Origin of the sequence: Paenibacillus marchantiophytorum (assembly GCF_014640555.1) — a bacterium.
Lineage (GTDB): Bacteria > Bacillota > Bacilli > Paenibacillales > NBRC-103111 > Paenibacillus_E > Paenibacillus_E marchantiophytorum.
Genome location: NZ_BMHE01000035.1, coordinates 50,597 through 63,243 on the forward strand (window position 1 = coordinate 50,597; position 12,647 = coordinate 63,243).

General features: G+C 49.7%; 15 protein-coding genes. 12 read left to right on the top strand and 3 right to left on the bottom strand.

The window, feature by feature from the left end; all coding sequences use genetic code 11:
* From IEY34_RS25525 to IEY34_RS25550, 6 genes are read left to right on the top strand one after another with little or no spacing between them, the layout of a single operon-like run.
* Positions 1–1,131: a cobalt-precorrin-5B (C(1))-methyltransferase gene (locus tag IEY34_RS25525; protein ID WP_189016859.1), complete on the top strand. Its 1,131-nt coding sequence runs from the start codon at positions 1–3 to the stop codon at positions 1,129–1,131.
* Complete coding sequence (gene cbiE, locus IEY34_RS25530; RefSeq protein WP_189016862.1) at positions 1,128–2,363, top strand: precorrin-6y C5,15-methyltransferase (decarboxylating) subunit CbiE; 1,236 nt, start codon at positions 1,128–1,130, stop codon at positions 2,361–2,363. The genes IEY34_RS25525 and cbiE overlap by 4 nt, the downstream gene beginning before the upstream one ends.
* Positions 2,356–3,066 carry a precorrin-2 C(20)-methyltransferase gene (gene cobI, locus IEY34_RS25535; protein WP_189016865.1) on the top strand — a complete coding sequence of 237 codons (711 nt, stop codon included), beginning with the start codon at positions 2,356–2,358 and terminating at the stop codon, positions 3,064–3,066. Before cbiE ends, cobI begins: the two co-directional genes overlap by 8 nt.
* Entirely contained in the window at positions 3,067–3,843 is a 777-nt protein-coding gene (gene cobM / locus IEY34_RS25540; protein WP_189016868.1) for a precorrin-4 C(11)-methyltransferase, read from the top strand.
* The gene (locus IEY34_RS25545; protein WP_189016870.1) at positions 3,840–4,994 is read left to right on the top strand and encodes a cobalt-precorrin 5A hydrolase; all 1,155 of its coding nucleotides are present in this window, start codon (positions 3,840–3,842) and stop codon (positions 4,992–4,994) included. The genes cobM and IEY34_RS25545 overlap by 4 nt, the downstream gene beginning before the upstream one ends.
* Positions 4,994–6,391, top strand: a complete 1,398-nt coding sequence (locus tag IEY34_RS25550; RefSeq protein ID WP_189016873.1) for a cobyrinic acid a,c-diamide synthase CobB — start codon at positions 4,994–4,996, stop codon at positions 6,389–6,391. Before IEY34_RS25545 ends, IEY34_RS25550 begins: the two co-directional genes overlap by 1 nt.
* Before the next feature lie 369 nt (positions 6,392–6,760).
* On the opposite strand, the gene IEY34_RS25555 is transcribed toward IEY34_RS25550, so the two are convergent.
* Positions 6,761–7,027 carry a hypothetical protein gene (locus tag IEY34_RS25555; protein WP_189016876.1) on the bottom strand — a complete coding sequence of 89 codons (267 nt, stop codon included), beginning with the start codon at positions 7,025–7,027 and terminating at the stop codon, positions 6,761–6,763.
* 104 nt (positions 7,028–7,131) lie between these two features.
* On the opposite strand from IEY34_RS25555, the gene IEY34_RS25560 reads away from it, so the two are divergent.
* Positions 7,132–7,386, top strand: a complete 255-nt coding sequence (locus IEY34_RS25560; RefSeq protein WP_189016879.1) for a hypothetical protein — start codon at positions 7,132–7,134, stop codon at positions 7,384–7,386.
* Here the strand turns inward: IEY34_RS25560 and brfA are convergent.
* Positions 7,375–7,596, bottom strand: coding sequence for a ribosome rescue factor BrfA (gene brfA / locus IEY34_RS25565; protein ID WP_189016881.1), 222 nt, complete (start codon positions 7,594–7,596; stop codon positions 7,375–7,377). The genes IEY34_RS25560 and brfA overlap by 12 nt on opposite strands.
* A gap of 139 nt (positions 7,597–7,735) precedes the next feature.
* Between brfA and IEY34_RS25570 the strand changes: the two genes are divergently transcribed.
* The 4 genes from IEY34_RS25570 (at position 7,736) to IEY34_RS25585 (ending at position 10,720) form a co-directional block, all read left to right on the top strand.
* Positions 7,736–7,912, top strand: coding sequence for a hypothetical protein (locus tag IEY34_RS25570; protein WP_189016884.1), 177 nt, complete (start codon positions 7,736–7,738; stop codon positions 7,910–7,912).
* Between the two features lie 104 nt (positions 7,913–8,016).
* Positions 8,017–9,171 carry a putative cytokinetic ring protein SteA gene (steA, locus tag IEY34_RS25575; RefSeq protein ID WP_268240178.1) on the top strand — a complete coding sequence of 385 codons (1,155 nt, stop codon included), beginning with the start codon at positions 8,017–8,019 and terminating at the stop codon, positions 9,169–9,171.
* Positions 9,168–9,899 carry a glycosyltransferase family 2 protein gene (locus tag IEY34_RS25580; protein ID WP_189016890.1) on the top strand — a complete coding sequence of 244 codons (732 nt, stop codon included), beginning with the start codon at positions 9,168–9,170 and terminating at the stop codon, positions 9,897–9,899. The genes steA and IEY34_RS25580 overlap by 4 nt, the downstream gene beginning before the upstream one ends.
* The gene (locus IEY34_RS25585; RefSeq protein ID WP_189016893.1) at positions 9,869–10,720 is read left to right on the top strand and encodes an MraY family glycosyltransferase; all 852 of its coding nucleotides are present in this window, start codon (positions 9,869–9,871) and stop codon (positions 10,718–10,720) included. The genes IEY34_RS25580 and IEY34_RS25585 overlap by 31 nt, the downstream gene beginning before the upstream one ends.
* Before the next feature lie 9 nt (positions 10,721–10,729).
* On the opposite strand, the gene IEY34_RS25590 is transcribed toward IEY34_RS25585, so the two are convergent.
* Positions 10,730–10,987, bottom strand: coding sequence for a DUF2627 domain-containing protein (locus IEY34_RS25590; RefSeq protein WP_189016896.1), 258 nt, complete (start codon positions 10,985–10,987; stop codon positions 10,730–10,732).
* A 171-nt stretch (positions 10,988–11,158) separates the two neighbouring features.
* Between IEY34_RS25590 and lpdA the strand changes: the two genes are divergently transcribed.
* Positions 11,159–12,583, top strand: a complete 1,425-nt coding sequence (gene lpdA, locus IEY34_RS25595) for a dihydrolipoyl dehydrogenase (protein WP_189016899.1) — start codon at positions 11,159–11,161, stop codon at positions 12,581–12,583.
* Positions 12,584–12,647 lie beyond the last annotated feature (64 nt).

The following is a 12,647-nucleotide window of genomic DNA, read 5'->3' on the forward strand; positions in this document are numbered from 1 at the left end:
ATGCAGGATGTGCCGGACAAGCCGCTGCGTCACGGCTATACGACCGGCTCCTGCGCAACGGCAGGAGCCAAAGCAGCTCTTGTGGCGCTGATTGAGCAAGCGCCGCAAGAGCTCGTGCAAATCCGTATCCCCATCGGGGAGACGGTTGAATTTGCCCTAACCAGCTGCACCTTTACGCAGCAGTGGGGCGAAGCCACCGTCATCAAGGACGGTGGCGATGATCCTGACGCGACGCACGGTGCGGAAATCATCGTGCGCGTGAGCTTCCGTGCCGAGCCAGGCGTCGGCATCGATGGCGGCGTTGGCGTCGGGCGGGTAACCAAGCCCGGCCTGCCGGTTGAGGTCGGTCAAGCGGCCATCAACCCGGTCCCGCGGAAAATGATCCGCGAAACCGTGCAGGGTGTGCTTGACCATTATGAGATCGAGCACGGAGTTGACGTGCTCGTTTCTGTTCCCGCCGGCGAAGAGATCGCCAAGAAGACGCTGAATGGGCGTCTTGGCATTCTCGGCGGGATCTCGATCCTCGGCACCCGCGGAACGGTGGTGCCGTTCTCGACCGCGGCCTACAAGGCTAGCGTCGCGCAGGCGATTCGCGTCGCTGTGAAATGCGGCTGCGATCAGCTTGTGCTTTCGACGGGGGGCCGGACCGAGATCTTCGGGATCAATATGTATCCCGAGCTTCCGGAGGAAGCCTTCATCGAGATGGGGGACTTCGTTGGGTTTGCTTTGACCCAAGCGCAGCGCCAAGGCATCCGCAAAATTACCCTTGTAGGCATGATGGGGAAATTCTCGAAAGTGGCACAGGGCGTAATGATGGTGCATTCGAAGTCGGCTGCGGTGGATTTCGATTTTCTTGCCCAGGTGGCGATAGAATCGGAGGCATCAGATGAGCTGGTGGCCGAAATTAGGGGTGCGAATACGGCCTCACAGGTTGGAGATATGATGGCCGCACAAGGCTATTTGCGATATTTTGAGCGATTATGTGAACGTTGTAATTTGGCCGGACTTGAAGAGGTAGGTCGCGATGGGTTCGATCGCATTGAAACCGTCATTATTTCCATGAAAGCCGAGCTATTAGGTAAATCGGCCATGGTGAAGCACGGGCAGAATGGAGAGATGGGATACGAATGAGCAAGCAAGTGAAATTAATCGGAATCGGTGATAACGGTCAAGGGAGTCTCCTCCCTATATACAAGAAATGGATTGACGAGAGTGAAGTGCTGGTTGGCGGTGAGCGCATTCTGGCATTTTTTCCTGACTTTCAAGGGGAGAAAATCGTGATTAAGAGCAGCTTGCCTGAGCTGATTCAAAAACTTCAGACGGAGGAGCGCTCGGTTGTGATTTTGGCATCGGGCGATCCTTTATTTTATGGCATCGGGGGTTACCTCGCCAAAAAGCTGGAAGGGGTTGCGTTTTATCCAGCGCTCAGCTCCATTCAGTTGGCTTTTGCCCGGATGGGAGAAAGTTGGCACGATGCTTATATTACGAGTGTGCATGGCCGCAGTATCAAGGGCTTAGCGCAGCGAATTGATGGCAAAGAGAAAGTCGCGCTGCTGACCGACGAAACGAATTCACCGAGCGCCATTGCGGCTTATTTGCTGTCTTTTGGCATGACCGAATATCGGGCTTTCGTAGCTGAGAACTTGGAGGGGGAAGACGAACGAGTTGGTTGGTACGATTTGGATCAACTAGTAAACGCTTCGTTTTCACCGTTGAATGTCGTTGTTTTGAAAAGACAAACGGCTGGCCCCGCCTGGCCGCTGGGAATTGAAGATGACCAATTTGCCCAACGGAAACCCGATAAAGGGCTAATTACCAAAAAAGAGGTGCGCGTACTAAGCATCAGCCAATTAGGGCTGCGCTCAGACAGTGTGGTTTGGGATATCGGCACATGTACAGGCTCTGTGGCCATCGAAGCTGCGCGCATTGCTCGTGAAGGTGCCGTATTTGCGATTGAGAAAAATGAAGATGATCTTCGCAATTGTTTGGACAACAGCGCCAAATTTCGCGTTGATCTAACGGCTGTCCATGGCAGAGCACCTAAGGGACTGGAGAATTTCGCTGATCCTGATGCGATTTTTATTGGTGGAAGCGGCGGCGAAATGCAAGAACTGCTGGAGATCTGCGCAGCCAGATTAAAGCCGAACGGTCGGATTGTTCTGAATGCCGCGACGATTGAGACGCTGTATGAAGCAGACAAAACCTTTACAAAGGTTGGGTTTACCACACAGATTTCACTCGTGCAAGTATCGCGCAGCAAGCCGATTTTACATATGAAACGATTTGATGCATTGAATCCGATTTATATCATCACAGCACAGCGCAAGCAAGGTGACGACGAGGGAGGAAGCGGCGATGAGTAATCTTGGAACTCTGTATGGATTAGGGGTAGGCCCTGGGGACCCGGAATTAATTACAGTGAAAGCTTTCAGGCTGCTGAAAGAATGCCCGGTTATCGCCTACCCAAGAAAGAAGCGCGGCGCCAAAAGTTATGCGCTGGCGATCACGGAACTGTACGTAAACACAGAGCAAAAAGAGATGATGGGACTCACATTTCCAATGACAAGGGATAAAGAAGCTTTGGAAATGCAGTGGACGAAGACGGTAGAGAGTGTCTGGGAACATTTGGTGCAAGGGAAGGATGTTGCTTTCGTAACCGAAGGTGATCCGATGATTTATAGCACGTACATTCACTTGATGCGGCTCATGAACGAACGTCATCCTGAAGTGAAAGCTATCTCGATTCCCGGTATTTCATCCATCAATGCTTCCGCTTCTCGGCTCGGTATCCCTTTGGCTGACGGGGATGAGCAGATCGCAATTGTTCCGGCAATGGACGATTATGACAAGATGCGTAAAGCCATCGAAGAGCATGACTGCATTGTTTTCATTAAAGTAGCCAAAGTGATCGATTTAATGCTTACTGTGCTGCGCGATTTAGGGCTTGTGAACAAAGCCTCCGTGCTCACCAAGGTGACTTCTTCGGAAGAGGAGATTTGGCGCAATGTGGAAGAGCTGCAGGGCCGTGAACTGGAATATTTAACCTTAATGGTGGTGAGAAAATAGATGAAACTTTATATTATTGGCGCAGGCCCCGGAGATCCGGATTTGATCACTGTAAAAGGCTTAAAGCTGCTTCAGCAAGCAGATGTCGTGATGTATACGGATTCTCTTGTCAATGAAGAACTGATTGCCAAAGCAAAACCGGAAGCGGAAGTGCTGAAAAGCTCGGGAATGGATTTGGCCGAAATGGTAGGCATTATCGTTGATCGCTTAAAAGAAGGAAAAATGGTCGTGCGCGTCCATACCGGCGATCCGGCTATGTTCGGTGCAACGATGGAACAAATCGCGCTGCTGCGCAAAGAGAATATCGGGTACGAGATTGTACCTGGGGTAAGCTCTGTTTTCGCTTCTGCGGCAGCGGTTGGTGCAGAACTGACGATTCCAGATCTTACCCAAACGGTTATTTTGACACGCGCAGAAGGGCGTACACCGGTGCCGGAACTTGAGAAATTGCGCGATCTTGCTGCGCATCACTGCACGATTGCTTTATTTCTGAGCGCAACCTTGATTAAGAAAGTGGTCAGCGAGTTTGTAGAAGCAGGTTGGAGTGAAGAGACGCCTGTAGCTGTCGTGCAGCGGGCGACTTGGCCGGATCAGCTTATTGTGCGTACAACGGTAGGTCAGTTGGAAGAAGATATGCGCAAACATGGCATTCGTTCTCATGCGATGATTTTGGCAGGCTGGGCGCTTGATCCTGAGATTCATGGCAAGGAGGAATATCGTTCGAAACTATATGATAAATCCTTCACCCACCGGTTTCGCAGAGGGGTAAAGCCATGATCAGTTTGCAAGAGGGGATAATCCCGGAAATTCGGCAAAAGAATGATTTTGCTGTTGTTGCGATTACGAAACATGGTGTGGAAATCGCTCGTAAACTGAATGAGCAGATGAGTGGTACAGATGTTTATTACATGAGCAAATTCGTTAAGGGCGATGAAGAGCAGCGCTCGATTCAACTGTTTGAGGGCAGTGTGAGAATGCTGTTTCCGGCCTTGTTTCCCGCCTATCAAGGACTTATCATTATTATTTCGCTCGGTGCGGTAGTACGTATGATCGCTCCGCTGTTAAAAGATAAAAAGCAAGATCCCGGTGTCGTCGTGATCGATGATAATGGGGACAATGTGATTAGTGTTCTATCCGGCCATTTGGGCGGAGCCAATGAATTAACGCACGAAGTTGCGGCGGCTATCGGGGCTAGAGCCATCATTACGACAGCGTCGGATGTGCAAAAAACAATTCCAGTCGATCTCTTCGGCCGCCGGTTTGGTTGGGTTTGGGATTCTGCGGATAAATTGACGCCGGTGAGCGCGGCGGTCGTGAATGAAGAGAAGATTGCCGTGATTCAGGAATCCGGCGAACCTAATTGGTGGACGCATGAGCGGCCGATCCCTCCGAACATCGTGCGATTTGCCACGATTGCCGAGGGGCGCGCAAGCGAACCGAATGCGGTCCTGCTGATCACCCACCGGATGCTGAAACCGGAAGAGCAAAGTATTCTGTCGAACGGCGTGCTGTATCGGCCTAAGGTTATTGTTCTGGGCATTGGATGCAATCGCGGAACGGCATCTGAGGAAATTGAACAAGTCATTGCGGAAACGCTGGAAGAGCTGTCTTTTTCAATCCGCAGTGTGAAAGCCGTGTGTACGATTGATTTAAAGAAGGACGAAGAAGGGCTGCTTGAGGTGACCCGCAAACACGGATGGGAGTTTAATTACTTTACACCGGAACAGTTGAACACGGTTCATGTAGAAGCGCCTTCGGAGACGGTATTTAAATTCACAGGCGCTTATGCTGTGAGTGAGCCAGCCGTTAAGTTGTATATCGGGCAAGACAAGCTGACGCTGATTAAGAAGAAATCCGGCAACGTCACGATTTCTGTGGGCTTGCTTGAGTTTGAGACATCGGCTGAGCCTGGGCAAGGTGACAAGTAATGGCGCGCCGTCTGGTCATTGCCGGAACAGGCAGCGGTGTAGGGAAAACGACAATAACGATCGGGATTATGGCGGCGCTTCAGAAGCGTGGGCTTGCTGTTCAGGGTTTTAAATGCGGTCCTGATTATATTGATCCCACCTATCATACAGCCGTTACAGGGAGAGCTTCGCGCAATCTGGACTCTTGGATGGTTGGACGCGATGCTGTGAAGGAAATTTTCCAACGCGGCAGCTTGGGCGCGGATATTTCCCTGATCGAAGGTGTGATGGGGATGTTCGATGGCAAAGATCCGCTAACCGATGAGGGAAGCACCGCAGATATCGGGCGTATTCTTGATTCTCCCGTTGTTCTTGTCGTTAATATTGCCAGTATGGCAAGAAGTGTGGCAGCGATTGTGAAAGGATTTCAGCAGTTTGGGCAAGGGGATCGCATCGTAGGCGTGATTGCTAACCGTGCAGGCAGCGAAAGCCATTATAAGATGGTCAAGCAAGCTATTGAGCAGGAATGCGGCATTCCGGTCTTTGGCTATTTGCCCAAAGATGTCGGCATGGAACTGCCTGAACGGCATTTAGGTCTAGTACCTTCCATTGGGCGCGGCGAGTTTCAGCCTTTTTTTAATCATTTGGCGGAGAAAATGACAGCTCATCTTAACTTGGATTTGTTGCTGGCAGCGGCCGAGGCCAAGCAGATTGAAAGCCAGCCAAGCTTGTTCAAGGCAGAATCTGCGCCTCCGACTAAACGGGTGAAAATAGCGATTGCGAAAGACGCTGCTTTTCATTTTTATTATCCGGAAAATATTGAACTTCTGGAAGCCAGCGGAGCTGAATGCCTCTATTTCTCGCCTCTGGCAGGAGAGGAAGTGCCTCCAGAAGCTGATGGCCTCTATATCGGCGGAGGGTTTCCAGAGGAGTTTGCAGCGCGTCTAGCGGCTGATGAGCCTGTGAAGCTATCAGTCCGCAACCGGATTCAGGAGGGAATCCCTACACTGGCAGAGTGCGGCGGTTATATGTACCTAACCGATCAAATTGTAGATACCACAGGAAACGCGTATCCAATGGTGGGCATCGTCCCAGGTACCGTTACCATGCAGAAGAAGCTAGCGGCGCTCGGCTACCGTGAAGTTACGGGCACCGAAGGCAACTTTTTGCTTCCTGCTGGACAACAAGCACGCGGTCATGAATTTCATTATTCGACGCTTCAGCTGCATGAGCAGGCTGAAGTGCAACCAGCTTTCTGGTCCAAAGGCCGCCTAGGCACCAAAGCGGAGGGTATCGTGCAAAGCAATGTTGTAGCGGGTTACACGCATTTGCATTTCGCATCAAATCCAGACATTGTGCAAGCCTGGATCCAGGCTTGTGTGGATTATCAATTGCATATGAAGCATGTGGAAAGATAAGGGAACTACAGTCCGCTATTCTAGAAAAAAGTGGCATTATAGCGAGGTTGAGGGAACTACAGGACGCTATTTTGTTTTTTTCTGGAAAATTCAACGTTTTTCTGGGAAATAAGACCCTGTAGTTCCGCTATGCCCCTCGCATCCCTGCTATTTGCCAAAGTAGCGTCCCAGAGTTCCCATAATAGGTTTGGTCGCTAATTAATGGCTGATCTCTCAAGGTGGCAAAGCCGGCTTTCTTATTGGCGTCTAGTGCTGTCCGCGGGGTACAGAAGCACTTTCGGCTGCCTTATTTTCACGCAAGACAGAAAAAAGAGGCTGTTCGCAAGGTTTACAACCTTATGACGCAGCCTCTTCGTTATGCCCTGTTGATTATTTAATGAAAGCCAATGCTTGATCCGCAATGGATTCTTTGTAGCGATCCAGGCAGTTGCAAAGGTAATCTTTGCGGCAAATCGGGCAAGGCTCTTTCATTAATCTATTCAAATCAGTCACTTTGCCAATGCCAGTTTCGGAATTTCTCTCGAAGAACAGACGGCATTTGTTGCGGTCTTTCAATGAGACGACAACTTCGAAAAGACCATTCTTTTTATTGTCGCTAACAATTGTTGCATCTACTACTTGCGGATCATACGCCATATGAAATTCCTCCTAAGACTTGCATGCCCATATCTTTGTTCGCTTGGGCGCGTTAGTATATTATATAAATAAAAAAGATTTTATTCAATAGGAGGTCCTATAAGGTGATCATGGACTATTGTGAGCAGGATGTGATAGATGGGAAGGTGCAGCTGCATATCGGGCTGCAGTTCGAAGATGAACCGGATTCCTTATATGTGGCGGAGTTAGCTGTCGCGGATAACGGGGACGTCAAGGCTTGGACGTTGTTTTTCAATGGGTTCGATTGTAAATATACGTTTCGACCGGAAGAAATAGAGGCATTAATTCGCTATGCAGCTGAACATGGAATCACGATTCAAGCTGCCTCAAGCCGCTAAAACCATATGAAAAAAGGAATCGTCCCCATGCGAATGGTTCAAATTCCTTGATTTATGCTTATGCAATTGTTTATTTTGCAATTCTTTCAGGGTTGGTGTGGTTTTGGATACAGGATTGACGCCATGCCAGTGTAATCGCTGAATCGTTGGGTCCAGCTTGCCTTCCCGTAAACTGCGCTGTCTTTGTTTCTGTGCTTGCGTTCGTGACATTGGATTTCCTCTTTTCTTGGGTGGAATTGTTGGGTGAAATTGAATGATGACTACTTTATTGTATGCAATAAAGCATGCCGCAGCAATGGAAAGTTTATTTATTATCATAGGATCATTTATACAGAAGAGAGGGAACATCATGCGTATTCAAGTTCAACTGGCAATTGCCGGAGAAATGGTTAAACAGGACGTTCTGGAGATCGCTGAACACAAACTGGGTGAGATGACTGATGAAGAAATCGAAAGCGCGATAGAGATTAATATTCGAACATGGATGGATCGTATGGTACAGGTGGAATGGGAAGTTATTGATTGATCGGTATTCAATGCTTGCCAATCGATTGGCAATTTATACATAGAATTTCGTGGCAACGGATACAATAGGTTCATTATCAGACGAAGGGAAAGTCGGTGTCTGTCATGAATTGGTCCTCGTTGTCATTGTTTACGACCAAACCGATGCCGCTTTGCAAAGGAAAGGTAAGTGTTGGGGCGGTCACCAAGATATTGCTCCGAGATTTGCCTCTTGGGAGAGTGGTCGTTCTCCAGCATCGCGATTTGGATGAAGTGGTTGCGCAAGAGCTTATTGATCGCAAGGTAAAAGCTGTTATTAATTGTGAAACGACGATGAGCGGTACTTATCCCACACAAGGGCCCCTGATGCTGCTCCAACAACAAATTCCTATCCTGGAAGTGGATATTTCAACCTTTGAAGATTTTCTGCCTAATTCTGAGATTACGATTTATGAAAATGAGCTTCGTTTCAGTGATCGACACGCTGCCTGCACCTTATTTACAAGGGAAAAATGGCTTGACTTGCAGCAGCAGGCGAACGCTCGAACGGATACACTGATGGAACAATTCATTGAAAACTCACTGACCTATGCGCTGCGGGAAAAGGATGCGGTTATGGAGCCGCTCCCCCCATTGACGCTGCGAACGGAGATGGTACATCAACATGTACTTGTCGTTTCCAGAGGAAGGGGATACAAAAAGGACTTGTCTGCGGCCAAAGCTTTTATCGCCGATGTGAAGCCGGTTCTGATCGGGGTTGATGGCGGTGCTGACGCGCTGCTTGAATGCGGGTATCTCCCTGATCTTATTGTAGGGGATATGGACAGCGTGACAGACAGGGCGCTCACCTGCGGTGCAGAACTAATCGTTCATGCGTATCCGGATGGCAGAGCTCCGGGACTGGTTCGTACGGACGCATTAGGGTTGTTTGCTCATGCGTTGCCCTGTTTTGGGACAAGCGAGGACTTTGCGCTATTATTAGCCAATGAACAAGGCGCAGAATGGCTGGTAACTGTGGGAGCCCATACCCATATGATTGATTTTCTGGAAAAAGGCAGAGCAGGCATGGGAAGCACACTGTTGGTTAGGATGAAAATCGGAGCCAGATTAGTGGATATCAAGAGCATTGGCGCGCTCTATAAGCCAAGCTTTTTTTGGAAGAGAGAAGCCGTGATGACGATTGTTCTTTCTCTCTTCTTCATTGGTCTAGGACTCTTTCAGATGCACTGGATACTTAGGCGAGCTGCCCATGTTGTATGGAGACTAGGGGGCGGATCATGAAGCCCGATGTTTCGGTGATCATTCCAGCTTGGAATGAGGCGGGTACCATTGAGCAGACGCTGTGTCATTTTCAGGCACAAGCCGCGCACAGATGGAAGGAAATACTAAGCTTTGAGATCATCGTGGTGGATGATGGCAGTCGAGACAACACCTATCAGGCAGCTTGGCCATGGGTCGACAAGATGGTTAGGCACAGGCGGCGCCGCGGGAAAGGAGCGGCGCTGCAATCAGGGGTGGCCGAGGCGCGCGGCGAGCTGCTGCTCTTCCTGGACGCCGACCTGCAGGCCACCGCGGGGGAGGCGCTTGTCCTCATCGAGCCGCTGCTGCGGCGCGAAGCGGACATGGCGATTGCGAAGCTGCCGCCGTCCGGCGTCAAAGCGGGCTTCGGCTTGGTGAAGGGCTTGGCTCGCCGCGGCATCCGCAGGCTGAGCGGCTATGAGACGGAGGCTCCCTTGTCCGGACAGCGCGCGGTGCGCGCGGACCGGCTCCGGGAGCTGCGGAACTTCGCACGCGGCTTCGGTGTGGAAGTCGCGCTGACGATCGATGCGGCATGCAGCGGCATGCGCATCGTGGAGCTTGACGTGCCGATCACGCACCGTGAAACGGGGCGGGATTGGCACGGTTTCCTTCACCGCGGCAGACAATTCGCCGCAGTAGGGTTCACGCTGCTGAGCCGCTGGAAGGAGAGGAAGCGGACATGGGTTTCATCGGATCGTTCCTCGATCTGATTGTACTGGCTGGTGCAGCGTGGTGGCTGCTGCCTCATGTCCACCGGTTTCTGGAGGCTCATCAGCAAGTGGAGTTGAATTATGCGGGTCAATCTATCCCGCGCGGCTTTGGCATTGTGCTATGGCTGCTTCTGTGGCTTCAGGAGCTTATGCTGCAGTTTGCTCATGTGAGTTCGCTGGAAACATATCATCGGGTGTACCTGCTTGCCGCCACGGTCATTTTCTTGATCGGATGGACAGACGATCTTATCGGCAGCAAGGCGATTAAAGGTTTCAGCGGCCATTATCGTTACTGGCTAGATACGAAAACGATGTCGATGGGCGCCGTCAAAGCAGTTGGAACACTGCTGGCGGCGGTTTGGTTGACGGCATCTTATGGCAGTGAAAAAACCCCCATCTGGGAGACGGGGGTAGGGATCTTGCTGCTCGTATTGATGACGAATACGCTAAACTTGCTTGATGTGCGTCCAGGCCGCTCGTTAAAAGTGTACGTTGCCATGACTTTCTTAATTGGGGTAATCGGGCTGATCTATTGGCATTTGCCCGCAGCGGAGTTCGTACCCATCCTGCCAGTCTGTATAGGAGCTGTATGTTTATATAAGCTTGATATCGGCGGTCGAGGCATGCTGGGTGACGCTGGAGCTAACCTGCTAGGTTTTACGCTCGGCTACGAGGTGATGATCACTTTTCCTTGGTGGGTGCAAGCGCTTATTATCGTAGGACTGCTCTTGCTGCATAAACTAGCTGAAGTAAGTTCGCTTACACGAATGATTGAACGAAACCGATTGTTGAATTGGTTAGACCGTTTAGGCCGAACTTGAAGGATCGGTCTATTTACGACGTTTTGGCTTAAAACGCGGCGCCAGATAGTTGCGTTTGCGATCACGAAAGAAGGTCCATCCGCCTATGAAAGCCACACCTAATAGAAATAAAATAAGGCCCAGAATGAATTTCCCCCATAGGAGATGACCATCTGGATCAAATTGGGCGAAGAAGGCATCCTTCATGGCCAAAAATCCATAAGTGGCGGTTAGACCCGGAATAACAAGAAGTAAAATGGCGATGAATCGGTAAAATGGGGCTCTCATAGCTGCTCCTTACTGTTTGGTCTCATGTTTTTTCTATCATCATACTCTGAATCTGTTAGTGTGTCTAATTCACAAATAAGACTATGATTTCGCAGTCAAAAAAGGGTAATATAATAGAGACTAACGTATACATATGAGGAAAGTGAATGTTTAATAGGGAGGAAATTTGGAATGAGTGAACATAGATATGATGTTGTTGTACTAGGTGGAGGGATAGGAGGATACACCGCGGCAATTAGGGCTGCACAACTTGGGAAGACGGTTGCCGTTGTGGAACGTGAGAAGCTTGGAGGCACATGTTTGCATCAAGGCTGCATACCGAGCAAAGCGCTGCTTCGCAGTGCAGAAGTGTTCGCAACGATGCAAAAAAGCGAGGAATACGGGATCACAGCTGAGTCAGTTGAACTCAAATTTGATCTTGTTTTGGCGCGCAAAGAGCGGATTGTGGATCAGCTTCATCAGGGTCTGCAATTTTTAATGAAGAAAAATAAAATTACCGTACATGCCGGCAATGGCCGGATTATTGGCCCTTCGATATTTTCTCCGCGCAGCGGGGCTGTTTCAGTGGAGAAGGAAGATGGCGATATTGAAACCCTGCTTTCCAGCAATTTGATTATTGCCACTGGTTCGAGACCCAGAAGCTTACCAGGTCTTACGATTGACGGGACCCATATTCTGACGAGCGAAGATGCTTTGCGAATGGAAGAACTGCCCAAATCGATTATTATCGTTGGCGGAGGCGTCATTGGCGTAGAATGGGCGTCCATGCTGCATGATTTTGGCGTTAAGGTCACGATTGTTGAGCTGGATAAGCGGTTGGTTGCCTTGGAAGATGCGGATATTTCCAAGGAACTGGAACGGTTGTTTAAGAAGCGGGGCATTAACCTTGTAACGGGTGCTAAAGTCATTGCGGAATCGGTCAAGATTGAAGCTGGATCGGTTACCCTGCAAGCGGACAAGCAAGGTGAAATCGTTGAACTGAAAGCAGATAAAGTGCTTGTATCTGTAGGACGTATGGCGAATGTTGAGGGGATTGGACTAGAGAATACGGATATTAAAATCGATAAAGGTGTTATTCGAGTGAACTCTTTTATGCAAACTTCGGAGTCGCACATTTATGCGGTGGGAGATGTAATTGGCGGACTTATGTTAGCGCACATGGCTGGCCATGAAGGGATTTTGGCTGCTGAGCATATTGCCGGCCAAACACCTCATGAACTCCAAACGCATCTCGTTTCTAAATGTACCTATACAAGACCAGAGATTGCGAATGTTGGCTGGACGCAGCAGCAAGCCATCGATTTAGGGCACAAAGTGAAAGTTGGCAAATTCAGCTTCAAAGCGATAGGGAAAGCGCTGGTCTACGGCGATACGGATGGTTTCGTGAAGGTCATTGCCGATAGCGAAACGAATGATATTCTGGGTGTGCACATGATTGGGCCGAGTGTGACCAACAGTATTACGGAAGCGGCTCTTGCCCAAGTGCTGAATGCTACGCCATGGGAAGTCGGACAAACGATTCATCCGCACCCAACATTGTCGGAAGCGCTGGGCGAAGCGATGCTAGCCGTGGATGGGATTGCAATTAGCGGATAAAAATTGTAATCATAAACGTTTGCGTTTATAATAAGCTTATAGAGTCAAGTCTTAGGACCAGGTA